The organism is Pantanalinema sp., assembly GCA_036704125.1.
Taxonomy (GTDB): domain Bacteria; phylum Cyanobacteriota; class Sericytochromatia; order S15B-MN24; family UBA4093; genus JAGIBK01.
Genome location: DATNQI010000075.1, coordinates 1 through 17,399, shown reverse-complemented (window position 1 = coordinate 17,399; position 17,399 = coordinate 1). Strand labels below are relative to the sequence as shown.

At 68.7% G+C, this 17,399-nt stretch carries 16 protein-coding genes; 6 read left to right on the top strand and 10 right to left on the bottom strand.

What is annotated here, in order from left to right; all coding sequences use genetic code 11:
* The first annotated feature begins 123 nt into the window (after window positions 1–123).
* Complete coding sequence (locus V6D00_12010; GenBank protein ID HEY9899900.1) at window positions 124–942, top strand: hypothetical protein; 819 nt, start codon at window positions 124–126, stop codon at window positions 940–942.
* Window positions 943–996: 54 nt separating this feature from the next.
* Here the strand turns inward: V6D00_12010 and V6D00_12005 are convergent, their stop codons facing one another.
* The 4 genes from V6D00_12005 to V6D00_11990 all read right to left on the bottom strand — a co-directional run bounded on the left by V6D00_12005 (window position 997) and on the right by V6D00_11990 (window position 5,769).
* Window positions 997–2,412 (bottom strand): DUF512 domain-containing protein, encoded by a 1,416-nt coding sequence (locus tag V6D00_12005; protein HEY9899899.1) that lies wholly within the window; start codon window positions 2,410–2,412, stop codon window positions 997–999.
* A complete protein-coding gene (gene rpsA, locus V6D00_12000; protein HEY9899898.1) occupies window positions 2,405–3,502 on the bottom strand; it encodes a 30S ribosomal protein S1 in 1,098 nt (365 codons plus the stop codon). Before rpsA ends, V6D00_12005 begins: the two co-directional genes overlap by 8 nt.
* A gap of 132 nt (window positions 3,503–3,634) precedes the next feature.
* Window positions 3,635–4,936 (bottom strand): 3-phosphoshikimate 1-carboxyvinyltransferase, encoded by a 1,302-nt coding sequence (aroA, locus tag V6D00_11995; protein HEY9899897.1) that lies wholly within the window; start codon window positions 4,934–4,936, stop codon window positions 3,635–3,637.
* A complete protein-coding gene (locus V6D00_11990; GenBank protein ID HEY9899896.1) occupies window positions 4,933–5,769 on the bottom strand; it encodes a prephenate dehydrogenase/arogenate dehydrogenase family protein in 837 nt (278 codons plus the stop codon). The genes aroA and V6D00_11990 overlap by 4 nt, the downstream gene beginning before the upstream one ends.
* Window positions 5,770–5,978: 209 nt before the next feature.
* Between V6D00_11990 and V6D00_11985 the strand changes: the two genes are divergently transcribed.
* Together V6D00_11985 and V6D00_11980 are read left to right on the top strand one after the other, a co-directional pair.
* On the top strand, window positions 5,979–6,440 hold the full coding sequence (locus tag V6D00_11985; protein HEY9899895.1) for a VanZ family protein: 462 nt from the start codon (window positions 5,979–5,981) through the stop codon (window positions 6,438–6,440).
* 94 nt (window positions 6,441–6,534) lie between these two features.
* Window positions 6,535–7,317: a hypothetical protein gene (locus tag V6D00_11980; protein ID HEY9899894.1), complete on the top strand. Its 783-nt coding sequence runs from the start codon at window positions 6,535–6,537 to the stop codon at window positions 7,315–7,317.
* On the opposite strand, the gene V6D00_11975 is transcribed toward V6D00_11980, so the two are convergent.
* From V6D00_11975 to V6D00_11955, 5 genes are all read right to left on the bottom strand, one after another.
* Complete coding sequence (locus tag V6D00_11975) at window positions 7,314–8,747, bottom strand: MBL fold metallo-hydrolase (GenBank protein HEY9899893.1); 1,434 nt, start codon at window positions 8,745–8,747, stop codon at window positions 7,314–7,316. The two genes, V6D00_11980 and V6D00_11975, sit on opposite strands and share 4 nt — an antisense overlap.
* A 23-nt stretch (window positions 8,748–8,770) precedes the next feature.
* Entirely contained in the window at window positions 8,771–9,409 is a 639-nt protein-coding gene (locus V6D00_11970; protein ID HEY9899892.1) for a hypothetical protein, read from the bottom strand.
* Between the two features lie 143 nt (window positions 9,410–9,552).
* A complete protein-coding gene (locus tag V6D00_11965) occupies window positions 9,553–9,984 on the bottom strand; it encodes a DUF2442 domain-containing protein (protein HEY9899891.1) in 432 nt (143 codons plus the stop codon).
* On the bottom strand, window positions 9,971–10,219 hold the full coding sequence (locus V6D00_11960; GenBank protein ID HEY9899890.1) for a DUF4160 domain-containing protein: 249 nt from the start codon (window positions 10,217–10,219) through the stop codon (window positions 9,971–9,973). The genes V6D00_11965 and V6D00_11960 overlap by 14 nt, the downstream gene beginning before the upstream one ends.
* Window positions 10,220–10,353: 134 nt before the next feature.
* Window positions 10,354–12,498 (bottom strand): oligopeptide transporter, OPT family, encoded by a 2,145-nt coding sequence (locus tag V6D00_11955; GenBank protein ID HEY9899889.1) that lies wholly within the window; start codon window positions 12,496–12,498, stop codon window positions 10,354–10,356.
* 185 nt (window positions 12,499–12,683) lie between these two features.
* On the opposite strand from V6D00_11955, the gene V6D00_11950 reads away from it, so the two are divergent.
* From V6D00_11950 to V6D00_11940, 3 genes are all read left to right on the top strand, one after another.
* Window positions 12,684–13,703, top strand: coding sequence for a 2-hydroxyacid dehydrogenase (locus V6D00_11950; GenBank protein HEY9899888.1), 1,020 nt, complete (start codon window positions 12,684–12,686; stop codon window positions 13,701–13,703).
* A gap of 16 nt (window positions 13,704–13,719) precedes the next feature.
* A complete protein-coding gene (locus tag V6D00_11945) occupies window positions 13,720–14,904 on the top strand; it encodes an aminotransferase class V-fold PLP-dependent enzyme (GenBank protein HEY9899887.1) in 1,185 nt (394 codons plus the stop codon).
* Between the two features lie 134 nt (window positions 14,905–15,038).
* Complete coding sequence (locus V6D00_11940; protein HEY9899886.1) at window positions 15,039–16,235, top strand: ATP-binding protein; 1,197 nt, start codon at window positions 15,039–15,041, stop codon at window positions 16,233–16,235.
* A gap of 9 nt (window positions 16,236–16,244) precedes the next feature.
* Here the strand turns inward: V6D00_11940 and V6D00_11935 are convergent, their stop codons facing one another.
* A complete protein-coding gene (locus V6D00_11935) occupies window positions 16,245–17,282 on the bottom strand; it encodes a S66 peptidase family protein (protein HEY9899885.1) in 1,038 nt (345 codons plus the stop codon).
* Window positions 17,283–17,399 lie beyond the last annotated feature (117 nt).

Here is a 17,399-nt window from a genome sequence, read left to right as displayed (position 1 = left end):
AGGGGGGCGGCGCGCGCCGCCCCCCTCTCCAATTGCACAACCAGCCCTGCCGCGCGCGCCCTATTCTCTCGGCGCGCGCGCCGCTAGGCTTAGGGGGTTCCCCCGACGGCCATGGAGACAAGCATGCAAGCATTCCGGTGGTGCTCCGCCCCGGCCCTGACCTTCGCGATCAGCTGCATGATCGGTTGCGCCTCCCCCTCGTCGCCCCCCCCGGGCGGCGGCGGCGGGGCGATCCAGCCGACTCCCGCCCCGACGAGCGCCCCCGCGCGCCTCGTCACCCTCGACTTCGAGCAGGCGCCCCTGGGGGCCATCCAGCCGGGGCTTCACTTCGTCGACGTGGGGGCCGAGCGGCTCGCGCGGGGCGAGCAGCTGCCGTCCTGGCTCTACGTCGGCTCCTGGGAGGTCGCGGACGTGGACACCCCCACCCTCAAGAGCCGGGTGCTCAGGCAGACCAAGGTCCAGGATCGCCCCGCCGTCACCTTCGTGCGCTACAAAGGGGAGTTCGCGGGGGGCCCGGACGGCCAGATGCCCGCGCGCTACCGGATGGAGGTGACCCAGCAGCCCGTCCGAAGCCCCTACAACCTCCCCCCCACGGGCGATCAGGCCATCCAGCCCTACTACCTGGACGCCAACCACTACGTGGAGGTCGTCACCACCCCCAAGGAGCTGCAGCTCTGGGTCTGCGACGGGGGCCTCCCCGACTCCGCCCAGGGCTGGACCAAGGTCTGGAGCGAGGCCCTCTCGACCCGCCCCTACGACAAGCGCCGGATCGGGGCGGTCGTGGACACCCGCAAGCGCACCTTCCAGGTGCTGTACGATGGCGCCCCCAAGGCCGAGGCGACCCTCGACCTCATCGACCCCGCGCGCAAGGCCACGGTGGCCCTGCGCGCCATCGGCAACGAGGTCAACTTCGACGACGTCGTCCTCGAGCAGCTGCCGTGACCATGCGCGAAGCGGCCCCCCGGTCGGGGGGCCGCTTCGCATGCGGGGGTTGTCCTACGAGGCGGTGCCGCGCCGGCGCTTGGCGAGCTGCAGCTCGAAGCTGGGCTCGTAGTTGCCGAACCGGGCCCGGGTGTCGTCGCGCGAGGCGCGCTCCGTGCCCGCCACCAGGTCGAACAGGCCCTGGGCCGTGGTCGGCATCAGGCGGATGGTGCGGCCGAGCGCCTCTTCCACGTCCTGGACGGTGAGGTCGTCGAGGAAGATCTCGGTGCCGGCCTTCAGGGTGATGTCCGGCAGCCAGATCTCACCCGGGACGCCCTGGAGGCGGGGCTCGTCGATCAGGTCCTTGCCCGTGAGCAGGCCCGTGACGGTGATCAAATCGCCCCAGAACCGGCTGGGGGTGTCCACCAGCTCGGCCGTGAGGCCCTCGACCTTCACCAGGTCATCCACCAGGGGCTTGACGATGTGGACCGCCGCCTTGCCGGTGATGATCTGGACGCTGCGGGGCGCCTCGAGGCGCGCGGGCAGCTTCTTGGCGAGCTTCTTCCACTCCCAGCCCAAGAGGGCGGCCCCGCCGACCCCGTCCTGGACGTTGGTGAAGTCGCCGTAGGCGGCGGGCTTGGGCACCGGCACCTGGCCGAGCACGTAGAACTCGTCCGAGAGCTGGACGATGCCGTCCTCCCACTCCTTCTTGAACTTCTTCTGCCAGGGCTTGACCTGGGCGATGACCTCCCGGCACCAGGCCGAGGTGGGAGCCTCGAGCGGGGTGAGCCCCATCTGCTCCCGGAAGCGGTTGAGGGCGACCGGGACCACGTTGATGCTCAGGAGCTCGGGCAGATAGCGCTCGGTCAGCTCCTTGATGGAGCGATCGAGCTCTTCGCCGTCGTTGACGCCCGGCATCAGGACGATCTGGGCGTGGAACTGGATGCCGGTGGCCTTGAGCCGGTCCAGCTGGTCGAGCAGCAGGCTGCCGCGGCGCTGGCGGAGGATGTCGGCCCTCAGCTGCGGGTTGGTCGCGTGGACCGACACGTAGAGGGGAGAGAGCCGAAAGGCCTCGATCCGCTTCCACTCGCGCTCGGGCAGGTTCGTGAGGGTCACGAAGTTGCCCTGCAGGAAGGAGAGGCGGTAGTCGTCGTCCATGATGTAGAGCGACTCGCGCATCCCGTCCGGCTGCTGGTGAATGAAGCAGAAGGTGCAGTTGTTGGCGCAGACCCGGATCTGGTCGAACACCGCGTCCTGGAACTCCAGGCCCAGATCCTCGTCGATTTCCTTCTCGATCTCGATCGTCAGAAGCTGCCCCTCGCGAACGAGGGACAGCTCCACGACTTCTTCCGCCACCTGGTAGCGGTAATCGATGAGATCGGTGAGGGTCTCGCCGTTGATCGCTTGGAGGATGTCCCCCACCTGGAGCCCGGCCTCTTCGGCCAGGCTCTGGGGCGCGATCGCGGTGATGATGCCTCCCTTGTTATTCATCGCCCTCATCACCCGCCGGGCGATCCTTGTCGCGCAGCGAGAGCGAGATGCGCTTCTCTTCCGGACGGAAGCGCTTGATGAGCGCGGTGATTTCCTGGCCGACCTCGACCACGTCCTCGGGCTTGACCTGCTGCGAGCTCATCTCGGCGGTGGGCAGGAGCGCCTCGACGCCGGGCTCGATCTCGACGAACGCGCCGAAGCTCGCGAGCTTGGTGACGCGACCGGGGATGGTCATGCCTTCCTGGAAGCGATCCGAAAGGGTCGTCCAGGGATCCTCCTGGAGCTGCTTGAGCGACAGGCTGATCTTGTGGGCTTCGCGATCGACCTTGAGGACCTTGAGGGTCAGCTCGTCGCCGATGTTGAGGACGTTCGAGGGGTGCTGGATGCGCTGCCAGGCGATCTCGGAGATGGGCAGCAGGCCATCGATGCCGCCGAGGTCGATGAACGCGCCGAAGTCGGCGATGCGAACGACCTTGCCGGTGATGATCTGGCCGACTTCGAGGGTCGCGAGGACCTCGGCGCGCAGCTTGCCCTTCTCGGCCGCGACCGCCTGGCGGTGCGACAGGATGAGCTTGTTGCGGCGCTGATCGACTTCGATGATCTTGAGGGGCAGCTCGGTGCCGACGAGCTCCTCGTGGGAGCCCTTGGTGCGGAGCTGGCTGGCGGGAACGAAGCCGCGGAGCTTGTAGGCATCCACGATCACGCCGCCCTTGACCACGCCGGTGACCTTGGCCTGGATGACGCGCTCCTGGTTGTAGTCCTCGAGGGCCTGGACCCAGCCGCGGGCCTGATCGACGCGACGCTTGGAGAGGGTCAGCTGACCGTCCTCATCCTCTTCGCGCAGGACGTAGAGCTCGAGCTCCTCGCCCTCCTTGATGAACTCGCGGACATTGCCGACCGGAATCGCGGAAAGCTCCTTGATGGGGATGACGCCTTCCGACTTGCCGCCCACGTCGACGAGGATCTCGTCGGGCGAAACGCGCACGACACGTCCCTTGACGATGTCGCCCTGCTGGAAGTCGACGAACGTGCTTTCGTAGTCGATCTCCATCATTTCTTCTTCTTGCGCGTGGGTTTCCAGTTCCCTCATGGTTTGATGCACTCTCTTTCGGATTTTATTTTTTGGTCGGAGTCCGGGCCGCATGGGCACAAGGGCTCCGCCGTCAGCGATCCTATCATCGCCGACCGGAAGTTGCAAGGCGCCCCGGGAGATCGTGTTCGCCTAGGCCCGCAGCCCCGCGAACGTGTCCCAGAAGCCTGGATAGCTGGTCTCGGTGCAGCGCACCCCCTCGATCTCCACCGGTTGCGGCGTCACGAGCGCCGAGAGGCCCAGCATCATGGCGATGCGGTGGTCGCCGCGGCTCTGGCAGCTCGCGCCGTGCCAGCGGGTGGCGCCCTCGATGAGAAGGCCGTCGGGCAGCTCCTGCACCATGGCGCCGAGCTTGGTAAGCTCGGTGGCGATCGCCTTCAGCCGATCGGACTCCTTGACCCTGAGCTCCTGGGCGTCCCGGATGTGGGTGGTGCCCCTGGCGCACGCGGCCGCGAGCGCCAGGATCGGGATCTCGTCCACCAGGCGCGGGATGACCTCGCCCTCGATGCGCGTCCCCGAGAGCTCGGCCGCGCGCACCCGCAGGTCCGCCACCCTCTCGCCGGCGATCTCTCGCGCGTTGAGGGGCGTGATGTCGGCCCCCATCCGCGCGAGCACCTCGAGAATCCCGGTGCGGGTGGGGTTCATCCCCACGTTCTCGAGCAAGAGGTCCGAGCCGGGGGCGATCGAGGCGGCCACCAGCCAGAAGGCCGCGCTCGAGATGTCCCCCGGAACCTCCACGTCCGCGCCGGTGAGTTCGTGCCCGCCCTCGACCGAGACCGTGAGGCCGTCGCGCCTGAGGCGCGCCCCCATGGCCTGTAGCATCAGCTCGGTGTGATCGCGGCTCAGCGCGGGCTCGGTGACCGAGGTCGTGCCCTCGGCCAACAGCCCCGCGAGCAGCACCGCGCTCTTGATCTGGGCGCTGGCGACCGGGCTGCGGTAGGAGATGGCCGTCAGGGGCCGCCCGCGCACGGCGAGCGGGGCGAGGGCGCCCTGGTCGCGCCCGTCGATCGAGGCCCCCATCAGGCGCAGGGGCGTCACGACCCGGAGCATGGGGCGCCTGACGATCGAGGCGTCGCCCGTCACCACCGAGAAGCCCGGCGTCCCGGCCAGAAGGCCGAGCATCAGGCGCATGGTCGTGCCCGAGTTGCCCACGTCGAGGATCCCCGAGGGCTCCTCGAGGCCGCGCAGCCCCTGGCCGTGGACGACCCACTCGGACCCTTCGCCCTCGATGGGCACCCCCAGGGCGCGGAAGCAGCGGATCGTCCCCAGGCAGTCCTCGCCCGGCAGGAAGTTCGTGATGCGCGACGATCCCTTCGCGATCGCCCCGAGCATGACGGCCCGGTGCGAGAGGGACTTGTCCCCCGGGATGCGCACGGTGCCGCGCAGCGCTCCGCCGGGCGAGACGCTCAGGCGATCGATCGATGCCCGGCTCACAGCTTGAGCTCTTCGCGCCACTTGCCGACCCCGGAGAAGAGGCCCTCCAGGCCGACGGTGATCTCGTTCTGGAGCATGATCTCGAACTGGGAGAGCTGGTAGCGCATGGCCGCGATCGCATGCAGCAGGGCCTCGCGGTTGGCCATGCAGATGTCGGCGCCGAGGGTCGGGTTGCTCATGGCCAGGCGGGTGGTGTCGCGGAAGCCGGCGGCCGCCACCAGGGGCAGGTCCGGCACGTCCTTGGTGGCCCCCTGGGCGATGCGCGCCACCGAGGTGGCCATCAGGAAGGGCATGTGGCTGGTGTAGGCCACGGCCAGGTCGTGAGCGGCCGGCTCCATCTCGACGAAGCGGGCCTTGAGCGGCGCGAGCAGCTCCTTGACCCGCTCGCCGGCCTTGCGCTCGGCGTCGTTGGTCGGGGTCAGGACGTAGGTGCAGCCCTCGAAGAGGTCCTCTGCCGCGTTGGAGAGCCCCCGCTGCTCGGTGCCTGCCATGGGGTGCCCGCCGACGAAGGCGCCCTCGAGGAAGAGCGGAGCGCCCGCGCGCACGACGGTACCCTTGACGCTGCCCACGTCGGTGACGAGGGTGCCGGGCTTCACCAGCGGCGCGAGCTGCTTGAAGACCTGGGGGATCTTGCCGAGGGGCACGGCCACGATGACGAGGTCCGCTCCCTCGACGCCGGCCGCGAGGTCCTTGGTGGCCTCGATGCCGCGCTCCTTGGCGAGCGCGAGCACCGCCGGATCCGGGTCGACCCCGATGAGGTCGTGGTGGCCCGAGAGGGCCATGTGAAGGGAGCCTCCGATGAGACCGAGGCCGACCAGACAAATACGCGCCATTGATACCCCCAGTGGTCGTTCGAGAAAGGCGGACGTCGCGGGGCGTCGTGCAGCGCTCCCGGGCTCCTGCATGAGCTTAGCAAAGGTTTCGGGGATCGGCACCTTGCGCCCCCCGACCCCGTTCCGTAAGCTGGAATACAGGCCTCGCCAAGCCTCCTCATTCCCCCCCGCCGTGCTCGCCTAACGGCGCGAAATCGGATCGCCCCCTGATGCCCAAGCGCTTCGCCCCCACGCCCCCGATCGCCCAGTGGCCCGCCCGCGCGCTCCGCTGGGGCCTGGTCGCGGCCTGGATGGCCGTCATCTTCATGGCCTCCGCCGACGGCTCGTCGGGCGAGCACTCCGGCGCCCTGGTCAGGGCCGCGCTGGAGCTCGTCGGGGTCGAGGCCTCACCCGAGCGGCTCGAGCTGATCGGCCTGCTGTTCCGCAAGGCCTCCCACTTCACCGAGTACGCCATCCTCGCGCTGCTGTGGGCGTGGGCGCTGCCGAAGGGCCGCTGGCGCTTCGTCCTCGCCTGGGCGGCCGCCACCGCCTACGCCGCCTCCGACGAGCTGCACCAGGCCTTCGTGCCCGGCCGGGGGCCGGCCCTCTTCGACGTGGGCATCGATGCCATGGGCGCCGCCACGGCCCTCGTGCTGTGCTGGCTCTGGCGGCGCGCCAGAAGATTGACATAAATACAATTTATCGCTATAAAATCAAATAACCCAGACCACGCCTGCCCCTCTGCGATCGCACCCCGCTCGTCGCGACCCTGATCGGAGGTAACGCATGGATCGTCCGCTCTTGCCCCCGGCCTGGCCCCACGTCCTCTTCCAGCACCTGGCCGGCCGCGTTCTCGCCGGGCCCTGCCTCGGCTGCGAGGCCGAAGGTCGCGACCCGCTCTGCCCCACCTGCCTGGCCTACCTCGATCCGCTGCCGGCGCACCGCTGCCGGCGCTGCCAGGGCGTCCTGAGCCTGCAGGGCGAGTGCTCCTTGTGCCGGCAGAACCCGGGCGGGGTCGAGGGGGTCTTCACGATCGGCACCTACGCCGGGAGCCTGCGCAAGCTCATCCGCCAGCTCAAGTACCAGGCCCGCGCCGATCTGGGGCTGTATTTGGGGGGACTGCTGGCCGACAAGATGCGGCTGCTCGTCGATCCCGGCTGGCTGGTGGTGCCGGTGCCGATCCACCCGACACGCAGGCGCCAGCGCGGCTACAACCAGGCCGAGCTGATCGCCTGGCAGGTGGCGCGGCGCCTGATGCTCGACTATACCCCGCTGGCCCTGAGCCGGCCGACGCACGGCCGCCCCTTCTACCTGCGCGGGCGCTCGGATCGCTGGGAGGAGGCGAGCGCCGCCTTCGCGGGCGAGCCCGGCCGGATCAAGGGGCGGCGCATCCTCTTGGTCGACGACATCATGACCTCGGGGGCCACCGCCTGGGGGGCCGCCGGCGCCCTGCGGCAGGCGGGCGCGAGCGAGGTCTGGCTCGCGGTGGCGGCGCGCGCGGCGCTGAAGGCGCCTCGGACGACCCAGGCGCTCTCCCCTCGCGCCGCGCTTTGCGCCAATCGGCGCTAGGCTTTCGCGGCGGGGCGCTCGGCGGCGGGGTTCTCCCCGGCCTGGAGGACGACCGCCTCGCCCCATGCCGGGACGTGGATCTTCCAGCCGAGATCCTCGCGGATGCGCTCGCAGAGGGCCTGGCTGGCCTCGGGCTCGCCGTGGACCACGAAGGCCCGGCGCGGGGCGCGCTCGAAGCCGCCGAGCCAGGCGAGCAGCTGGCGCTGGTCGGCGTGAGCCGAGAAGCCGTCCACCCGCTCGATCCGCGCCCGGACCGGCACCTCCTGGCCGTGGATGCGCACGACCTGGGCGCCATCCACGAGCTGGCGGCCCTTGGTCTGGGCGGCCTGGAAGCCCACGAAGCAGACGGTGTTCCGCTCCTCCGGGAGGCGGCGGGCCAGGTGGTGCTTGATGCGCCCGCCCGTGCACATGCCGCTGGCGGAGAGGATGATCCCGGGGCCCTCCAGGGCGTTGAGGGCCCGCGACTGATCGGAGCTGCGGGCGAACCGGATGCGCCGCGGCATGAGGGCCTCGCCGTTCCCGCGCAGGCGCTCGCGCGCCTCGCGGTCGAACTCCTCGGCGTGCGCGAGGGTGATCTGGGTCGCGTCCACGGCCATGGGGCTGTCCACGTGGACCGGAAGCTCGGGGATCTCGCCTCGGTCCTCCAGCTCCCTGAGGACGTAGAGCAGCTCCTGGGTGCGGCCCACCGCGAAGGCCGGGATGACGAGCATGCCCCCTTTCCGGACCGACTCCCGCACGACCCGCGCGAGCTCCGCCTCGGGCGGGGTCTCGGGGTGGAGGCGATCCCCGTAGGTCGACTCCACCAGCACGTAGTCGGCGCGGGGGATGCGCGCCGGGTCCTTGAGGATGGGGGCGCCCGAGCGGCCGAGGTCCCCCGAGAAGGCCACGACGGTCTTGCCCGTGCGCTCGGCGAGCTCCATCACGACGATCGCCGAGCCGATGATGTGGCCCGCAGGGTGGAAGGTCACCGTGACGCCCGGGGCGACCTCGCGCGGGGTGAGGTAGGGCACCGGGCGCAGGTGGCGCAGGGCGCGCTGGGCGTCGAGCATGGTGTAGAGCGCCTTGGCGGGCCGATGGCGCGACCAGGCCTTGCGGTTGGCGTAGGCCGCGTCCTCCTCCTGCAAGAAGCCCGAGTCGGGCAGCAGGATCGAGAGCAGGTCGCAGGTGCCGGGGGTGGCGAAGACCTTGCGGCCGTAGCCGTCGACGACCAGGCGGGGCAGGTAGCCCGAGTGGTCCAGGTGGGCGTGGGTCAGCACCACCGCGTCGATCTCGGAGGGCTTGAAGTCGGGCGCTTGATAGTTCCGATCGCGCAGGGCCCGCCCGCCCTGGAACAGGCCGCAGTCGACCAGCACCGTCGCCTTGTCGGTCTGGATGAGGTACTTGGAGCCGGTCACGTCGCCGGCCGCCCCCAGGAAGCGAATCGTCGCCATCGTCGGTGGTTCTGCCTTTCGTCTCAGGCCCGGACCGATGCTTCGGATCCGAGGGCCTCGGTGTTGCGTCGCTCGGCGCCGGGAACTCGCTGCGCGAAGCGCGCCAGAAGGCGCGAGACCAGCGCCTGGGGGTCCGCGTCGTGGAGGACCTCGGCCCCGGTCGGCTTGTCGCACAGCGCGACCAGCGAGGCGATGCCCGGGGTGATGCCGCCGGTGCCCTCCAGGACCCCGATGAGCTTGCCCTCCTCGTAGGCGATCGCGAACTCGCCGAGGGTCCCCGAGCGGCCGCCCACGATCACCACCACGTCGCTGGACAGGACGTTGGGGACCTCGCGGCCCATCAGGCCGGCGCCGGTGTAGACGACGAAGTCCAGGCAGTCGAGAGGGGATCCGTAGCGGGCGGAATGCTCGGTGCGGCCGGCGGCCGGCGAGATGCCCACGGTCAGGCCGCCCTCGGCCTTGGCCCCGAGCACCGCCTGGTGCGGCAGGCCTGGGCAGGCCCCGGTGAGGACGGTGCAGCCTGCGCGGGCGATCGCCCCTCCCAGCCGGTAGGCGAGCTCCAGGGCCTCGGGACTCATCTGGCCGCTCGCCGCTCCCATGACCCCGAAGACCAGACGCGGCTCCTGGCGCTCCTTGGCGGGCACGGGCATGGGGTCGAGCATCGTTCCTCCGGGATCACGGCGGGTGTTCGGGCCTGATAGTAGCATCCTACCAGGCTTTCATACCCACCGAGCCCCGCGAAACCACCCACGCGAACGGCCCGCCTTGAAGCAGGCGGGCCGTTCGAAACGAAGCGTATTGAGCGCTAGAGAGCGAGGGGTTTGCGGGGGCGTCCGCCCTTCTTGCCGTTCTCGGCACTCGAAGCCGCCTTCTTCGCGCTGGTCTTGCGCGCGGCCTCCTGGTTGAGACGGCGACGCATCGCACGCTTCCAGTCGTCACCGCCCAGCAGATCCAGGACGAGACCCTCCACCGAGATGTCCACGTCCAGAGGACGGCACATGAGCGTGGTCCCGGAAGGGGTCAGAGCAACCTGTTCCAGGTCAGCGGGGGTTGCCGCGCTCAGCTCGCCGATCTTGTCGAGCGGGATCTCGAGCGTCACGCCGCTGCGGAGGCCCAGCTGGATCTCGTGCCTCTCGGGAAGATAGCGAACGGAAACCGCCGCCACCTCATCCTCGGCGGCGGCGCCGCGCCGAGCGGCTGCGATCTCTTCGTCGGTGGGCAGCTTATAGGTGGCCATTGCACTCCTCCCACTTCATGTTGCAGGCGTCCAGATACTGCCCGACGAGCTCGATTGCACGCCGCACCTCCCTGTTGCTCGGGGCTCCGTACTTGATGTCCCAGAACTCGGCAAGCTCTCCGATCCGGACGCGCGGCTCCCAGTCGGCCTTGAAGACATGGACGTGCCGGGGCCGGTGCTCGTTGCGAGTGAGCACTCGGATTTCGTAGCCCTCGATGCTCGCGACGGTCGGCATGGTCTGACCTTATCCTACCCAGGTAGGTTTTTCAAGTATCAACGGACCTGATTGGATCGCGCCTGATCGTAATTGCAAGCAAGAAGCCCCGCACCAGGCGGGTGCGGGGCTCGTCGTGACGAGAGAGTGGCTGCTTAGGTGGTCTCGGGGCGCTTGCGGCCCACCCGCCACAGGACGGCCACCAGGACCGCGAAGGGCAAGAGGGCGAAGAGGTCGCTCTCGGCCAGCGGACCCGCGACGCCCGTGAGGTCGATGAAGCGGTCGAGGCCGGCGCCGGCGAGGCCCGCGACCAGCACGCCCGCGATCGAGCCGCCCGCGATGAGGCCCGAGGACAGCAGCACGCCGGGGGCGAACTCCTCGGACTCCTTGGTGGCGGTGGCCTTGCGGCGGCGGTCCACCAGCAGGCGGATCAGGCCGCCCGCCATGATGGGCACCGAGGTCGCGATGGGCAGGTAGGCGCCGACGGCGAAGGGCAGGGCCGCCACGCCGCACAGCTCCATCATGAGCGCGAGGAAGACGCCGATGAGCACCAGGCCCCAGGGCAGCTTCTGGGTCAGGATGCCGTCGACGATCATGCTGAAGAGGCGCGCCTTGGGGGCGTCCAGCTTGGTGACGGGCTTGCCGTTCACCTCGGAGACCACCCCGCCGATGCCGGGATCGACCAGGTAGGCGATCTTGCCGGCGTCGTCGACCAGGTACTTGCCCACCGGCACGTCACCGGCCGCCTGGGGCTGGAAGTGGACGTGGTACTGCTTGCCGTCCGGGCCCTTCTGGACCTTGGTGTCGGCGGCGAGCGAGGTGGTGAAGGCGGGATACGAGCGGGGAACGACGGTGGTGTAGGCGTCGTTGAGGAAGAGCAGGGTCCAGCCGATCACCAGGGCGCTGGTGATGACGCCGACGCTGATGGCGATCTGCTGGGCGCGCGGGGTGCTGCCGACCAGGAAGCCCGTCTTGAGGTCCTGGCTGGTCGTGCCGCCGTTGGAGGCCGCGATGCAGACGATGGCCGCCGTCGAGAGGGCCATGGCCTGGTAGCTGATCCCCGTCCAGCCCACCGCCAGGAAAAGCAGGCAGGTGATGAGCAGGGTCGCCACCGTCATGCCCGAGATGGGGTTCGACGAGGAGCCGATCTCGCCGGTGATCCGGCTGCTGACCGTCACGAAGAAGAAGCTGAACAGCACGATCAGCACCGCCGAGACGGGGTGGATCTGCAGGACGGGGGCGGCGACGATGGCGATCAGGAGGGCGAGGGACCCGAAGACGACCACCGACATGGGCAGGTCGCGCTCGGTGCGCAGGGTGGGCTGGGGATGCGCCGCCTTCTCCTGGCGGGTCTCGAGGAAGGTTCCCAGGCCCCGCTTGAAGGCGTTCACGATGGTGGGGAAGGAGCGCACCAGGCTGATGATGCCGCCGGTCGCGACCGCGCCGGCGCCGATGTAGAGGATGTAGGCGTTGCGGATCTCGGCGGGGCTCATGTCGTTGATGAGCTTGGTGGCCGGGAACATGGGCACCGTCATGCCCGAGCCGAAGATCTTGATGGCCGGGATCAGGATGAGGAAGCTCAGCACGCCGCCCGCGAGCATGGTCGCCGACGTGCGGGGCCCGATGATGTAACCGACGCCCAGCAGCTCGGGCGAGACCTCGGCGGCCACCGAGCCGCCCTTGAAGCCGGGCACCATCCAGCCGGGGGCCTCCTTCCAGAGGCGGGTGCCGGCGTTGAGGATCTTGTAGAAGGCCCCGATGAAGAAGCCCAGAAAGACCACCCGGGCGTTGGTGCCGCGCTCCTCGCCGACGATGAGGACGTCGGCGCAGGCGGTGCCCTCGGGGTAGGTCAGCTTGCCGTGCTCGTGGACGATCAGGCCCTGGCGCAGGGGGATCATCATGAGCACGCCCAGAAGGCCGCCCAGCAGGGCGACCATCAGGACGCGGATGAGCTCGAGGTCCTGGCCCAGGAGCAGCAAGGCCGGCATGGTGAAGGCCACACCGGCTGCGATCGACTCGCCGGCCGAGCCGGTGGTCTGGACGATGTTGTTCTCGAGGATCGTGGCGCGACCGAAGACCCGGAAGATGGTGATGGCGAGGACCGCGATGGGGATGCTCGCGCTGACGGTCATGCCGACCTTGAGGGCGAGGTACACCGACGAGGCGGCGAAGACGATGCCGAGCACCGCCCCCAGCAAAAGCGCCCGGAAGGTGAGCTCGGGAGGATGCTCGTGTGGGGAGACGTAGGGCTTGAAGCCGCCGTCGGTGTCGGCAGGCGGGGCGTCGAGCGTCGAACTCATGGCGTTCTCCGGTCAATCTTGAAGGGGGCAACACACCAGCTTAGCGCGTATCGAATCTTTAAGGCAATGGAAGCTCCGGGCTGCGGGGTGGATACGGCGGGCCGATGCTATCATGGCAACGTCCCTTCGCTGTGAGGCCCTATGAACATCGCCGTCACTGCCATGCCCTATCGTTGCGAGAGCCTATGAACATCGCCGTCTTCGACACCCGCCCCTACGACCGAGCGTCCCTCGACGAGGCAAACGAGGCCTTCGGCCACGCGCTGACCTACTTCGAGAGCCGCCTGGGCCCCGAGACGGTCGCCTTGGCCAAGGGGTTCCCCGCCGTCTGCGCCTTCGTCAACGACACGCTCGACGCCGAGGTGCTCGCCACGCTGCGCGAGGGGGGCACCCGGCTGGTGGCCCTGCGCTGCGCGGGCTTCAACAACGTGGACGTCGGCGCCGCCGAAGGCCTCGGCCTGACGGTCGTGAGGGTGCCCGCCTACTCCCCCTATGCCGTGGCCGAGCACGCCGTCGCTCTGCTGCTGAGCCTCAACCGCAAGACTCACCGCGCTTACGCCCGGGTGCGCGAAGGCAACTTCTCCCTTTCCGGCCTGGTCGGCTTCGACCTGCACGGAAAGACCGTGGGCATCGTGGGCACCGGGCGGATCGGGGCGGCCTTCGCCCGGATCATGCACGGCTTCGGCTGCCGGCTGCTGGCCCACGACCCCTACCCCGATCCCGCCCTGAGCGGCGAGCTCGGCCTTCGCTACGTCCCCTTGGAGGAGCTGCTCTCGGAGGCCGACGTGGTCTCCTTGCACCTGCCCCTCTCGCACGAGACGACGCACCTGATCGACGACGCGGCGATCGCCAGGATGAAGCCCGGCGCCCTCTTGCTCAACACCAGCCGAGGCGGCCTCGTGGACACCGGCGCCCTGATCAAGGGCCTCAAGAGCGGCAAGCTCGGCGGGGCGGGGCTCGACGTCTACGAGCGCGAGGCGGGGCTCTTCTTCGAGGACATGTCGGGCCTCGTCCTCCAGGACGATCAGCTGGCGCGGCTGCTCACCTTCCCGAACGTGCTCATCACGGCGCACCAGGCCTTCCTCACCGACACCGCCCTGCGCAACATCGCCGAGACGACGCTCGACAACGTCACGCGCTTCGAGGCGGGCGGCGAGTCGCCCAACGCCGTCACCGCCCGGCACCCCCTTCCCCCGCGCACCTGAACCAAGGAGATCCCCGTTGCCCATCGATATCAGCCGCGCCCGCGCCGAGACCCCCGGCTGCGACCACGTGATCCACCTCAACAACGCGGGGGCCGCGCTGATGCCGCAGCCCGTCCTGGACGCCACGATCGCTCACCTGCAGCTCGAGGCGCGGATCGGGGGCTACGAGGCGGCGCGCCAGGTGGATGACGCCGTCGAGCAGGTCTACGACGACATCGCCCGGCTCATCGGGGCGCACCGCGACGAGATCGCCCTGTTCGAGAACGCGACCCGGGCCTGGGACATGGCGTTCTACGCGATCCCCTTCAAGGCGGGCGATCGCATCCTGACCTCGGCCTCCGAGTACGCGAGCAACTTCATCGCCTTCCTCCAGACGGCGAAGAAGACGGGCGTCGAGATCGCGGTCGTCCCGAACGACGAACACGGCCAGATCTCGCTCTCGGCCCTGCGCGAGGCGATGGACGAGCGGGTCAAGCTCATCGCGCTGACCCACGTGCCGACCAACGGCGGGCTGGTGAACCCCGCCGAGGAGGTCGGGGCGATCGCAAGGGAAGCCGGGGTGCTCTACCTGCTCGACGCCTGCCAGTCGGTGGGGCAGCTGCCCATCGACGTGAAGGCCATCGGGTGCGACTTCCTCTCGGCGACGGGGCGAAAGTACCTGCGAGGCCCGCGCGGCACGGGCTTCCTCTACGTCTCTAGCGAGGTGCTGGAGCGGCTGGAGCCCGCCATGCTCGACCTGCACGCCGCGAGCTGGACGCGAAGCGATCGCTACGAGCTTCGCTCGGACGCCCGCCGGTTCGAGAGCTGGGAAGCCAGCATCGCGGGCAGGCTCGGGCTCGGGGCCGCCGTGCGGTATGCCCTCGACTGGGGGCTCGACGCCATCGAGGAGCGCGTCGTCCAGCTGGCCGAACGGCTTCGGGAGGGCCTCTCGGCCCTAGCTGGGGTCACGGTGCAGGACCAGGGCCTGCGGCGCTGCGGGATCGTCTCGTTCACCGTGGACGGCCACGACCCTTTGGCGCTGCGCGAGGCGCTCTCGGCGCAGGGCATCAACCTGACGACCTCGTCGGTGGGCTCGACCCGGCTCGACATGGAGGCCCGTCACCTGGCGATGGTCCTGCGAGCCTCGGTTCATTACTACAACGAAGAGCGCGAGATCGAGGCACTCGTCGCGGCCCTGTCCCGGCTCGCTCTGCCCGCGTGAAGCAGACCAATATCTAGCACGCAGCACCTGGTGGCGAACCCGAGCGAGCATCCGATAAATTATAGCGATTTATAGGCAAATATACCTATAATTACCCATACTTCCATATAAGTCCCTAGAGATGGAGAGCGACGGTGGACAAGATCAAGAATCCATTTTCCCCGGGAGCCGGGGCACCGCCACCGGAGCTCGCCGGACGCGACAACATCCTGGAGCAAGCGCGAGTCCTCCTGGGCCGCGTTCATCAGCGGCGCCCCGAAAAAAGCATCCTGATGACGGGATTACGCGGGGTGGGAAAAACCGTCCTGCTCAACGAGATGGAGCGCATGTCCGAGAGCTCCGGATATCGCACCATTCTGGTCGAAGCCCATGAAAACAAGCCCTTGGCCGTGCTCCTCGCGCCTCACCTGCGCCGGTTGCTCTTCGACCTGAACCGGCTCGCAGGAACCGGCGACAAGGTCCGGCGCGGCCTCGCTGTCCTGAAGGGCTTCATCGGGGCGATCAAGGTCACGGTCGGCGATATCGAGTTCGGGCTGGACATCGAGCCGGAGAGAGGCGCCGCCGACAGCGGCGACCTGGAGGTCGATCTCCCCAGCCTCTTCACCGCTGTCGCCGAAGCGGCCCAGGAACGCGGCGTCGCCATCGCCATCCTGATCGACGAGATCCAGTATCTCAGCTCGGCCGAGCTGAGCGCGTTGATCATGGCGATGCACAAGATGCAGCAGCGCCAGCTACCGCTGGTGCTCATCGGCGCCGGCCTTCCGATCATCCCGGGCCTCGCCGGTGAATCGAAGTCATACGCCGAACGGCTGTTCAGTTTTCCCGCCGTCGGCCCCCTCTCCGGGAAAGATGCGGCCCGGGCGCTTCAAGACCCGGTGCAGGCCTCGGGAGAGACCTTCGCACCGGAAGCGCTAGATGAAATCTATCGCTTGACCAATGGCTACCCCTATTTCCTCCAGGAATGGGGGTATCAAGCGTGGAATCACGCGGTGGCATCCCCCATCAGCCTCGAAGTCGTGCAGGAAAGCACGGACCTGGTCGTCGCGCGTCTCGACGAGAACTTTTTCCGCGTGCGCTTCGATCGGCTCACCCCCGGCGAGAAGAAATTCCTCCGGGCCATGGCGCAGCTCGGATCAGGCCCTTATCGAACAGCCGACATTGCCGATTGTCTGGGGGTGAAGATCAACAGCCTCAGTCCCACGCGATCGAGCCTCATCAAGAAAGGGATGATCTACAGTCCCTCTCATGGCGAGATGGCGTTCACCGTCCCGCTTTTCGACGCGTTCATGCGTCGGGCCATCCCGAGCCTCACTCTCGGATCGAGCGAGTAACGACGCGCGTTACGGTGCGATGGTGAGGGGCGACTTCTCGACGCCTTGCTCGAGAAGTTCAAGCCGAGATCCGGTGGTGAAGTCCACCCGGGCCCGGATTCCCTGCGGCAGGGTGATCATGGGGTCGGTGTGGCCGAAGTCGAAATCGATGGCAACGGGCAGATCGAACCCCTGAGTCACGGACAGCACGAGGGTTTCCAGGGAGTCCGCGGCCGTGAAGCCGACCTGGGGATGAAAACGGCCGACCACCAGGGCGGCGATCCGCTCGAACGCCCCCATCAACCGCAACTGGGTGAAGAAGCGATCCACGGTCGCCGGGCTCTCGGTCTCGTCCTCCTCGACGCAGAGGATGGCGCCCTCCAGATCGGGAAAGTAGGGGGAGCCTGCGAGCGCGAGCATGGTTCCCAGGTTCCCCGCGACGATGGGACCTTCCGCTATGCCCGACTTCAGCACCCTCGGCCCGGCATGGCGCTTGGCGCGCCGGGGGCGGTCATCCTCCGTGTCCCAGGCCAGACGCTCGTGAATGCTCAGCAGGGACGGTGCGACCTCGGCACGACCGGGGGCGCCCAGGAGGACGGCCCGGAACCATCGCTCCGTGTAGGGATGGAGGCCTCCGCTCTCACCGAACTGGGGCATGATCGCGGGCCCCAGGAAGGTGATAAGACCGGTCATTCGATGGATGCCCACGAGGAGGGCCGTGATGTCGCTGTAGCCCACGAGGATCTTCGGGTGGGTACGGATGAGATCGTAGTCGAGCCGGTCGAGAAGCTGGTTCGAGTTGAAGCCGCCGATCGTCGCGATGACGGCCTTGATCGCGGGATCCCGGAACATGGCATGCAGGTCGTTCACCCGCTGCTCCACCGTTCCCGCCGTGTGGCCGTACCGCTCCCGGGCATTATCGGCGACGACGACCTTGAAGCCCAGCGACGTCAAGGCCTGCACTCCGCGCTCGAAGCGTCTGGGGCAGAAGGCCGCCACGGGCGACGAAGGGGAGACGATCCCGATCGCATCGCCCTCTTCGAGGCACAAGGGCTTGATAAGGGCCATGAGATGACCGTCCTTGCCCCATGGTAGCCCGCTCCATGTCGCGGGGAGCCACGGCGCCCATCATTCGCACAAGAGTGGAGGCACAGGGATTCGAACCCTGAACCAAGGGATTATGAG

Excerpts from the sequence above, each read along its gene's own strand:
- V6D00_12010 (HEY9899900.1), top strand. The coding sequence starts at position 124 with ATGCAAGCATTCCGGTGGTGCTCCGCCCCGGCCCTGACCTTCGCGATC.
- V6D00_12005 (HEY9899899.1), bottom strand. The coding sequence starts at position 2,412 with ATGAATAACAAGGGAGGCATCATCACCGCGATCGCGCCCCAGAGCCTG.
- rpsA (HEY9899898.1), bottom strand. The coding sequence starts at position 3,502 with ATGAGGGAACTGGAAACCCACGCGCAAGAAGAAGAAATGATGGAGATC.
- V6D00_11990 (HEY9899896.1), bottom strand. The coding sequence starts at position 5,769 with ATGGCGCGTATTTGTCTGGTCGGCCTCGGTCTCATCGGAGGCTCCCTT.
- V6D00_11985 (HEY9899895.1), top strand. The coding sequence starts at position 5,979 with ATGCCCAAGCGCTTCGCCCCCACGCCCCCGATCGCCCAGTGGCCCGCC.
- V6D00_11980 (HEY9899894.1), top strand. The coding sequence starts at position 6,535 with ATGGATCGTCCGCTCTTGCCCCCGGCCTGGCCCCACGTCCTCTTCCAG.
- V6D00_11975 (HEY9899893.1), bottom strand. The coding sequence starts at position 8,747 with ATGGCGACGATTCGCTTCCTGGGGGCGGCCGGCGACGTGACCGGCTCC.
- V6D00_11970 (HEY9899892.1), bottom strand. The coding sequence starts at position 9,409 with ATGCTCGACCCCATGCCCGTGCCCGCCAAGGAGCGCCAGGAGCCGCGT.
- V6D00_11965 (HEY9899891.1), bottom strand. The coding sequence starts at position 9,984 with ATGGCCACCTATAAGCTGCCCACCGACGAAGAGATCGCAGCCGCTCGG.
- V6D00_11960 (HEY9899890.1), bottom strand. The coding sequence starts at position 10,219 with ATGCCGACCGTCGCGAGCATCGAGGGCTACGAAATCCGAGTGCTCACT.
- V6D00_11955 (HEY9899889.1), bottom strand. The coding sequence starts at position 12,498 with ATGAGTTCGACGCTCGACGCCCCGCCTGCCGACACCGACGGCGGCTTC.
- V6D00_11950 (HEY9899888.1), top strand. The coding sequence starts at position 12,684 with ATGAACATCGCCGTCTTCGACACCCGCCCCTACGACCGAGCGTCCCTC.
- V6D00_11935 (HEY9899885.1), bottom strand. The coding sequence starts at position 17,282 with ATGGCCCTTATCAAGCCCTTGTGCCTCGAAGAGGGCGATGCGATCGGG.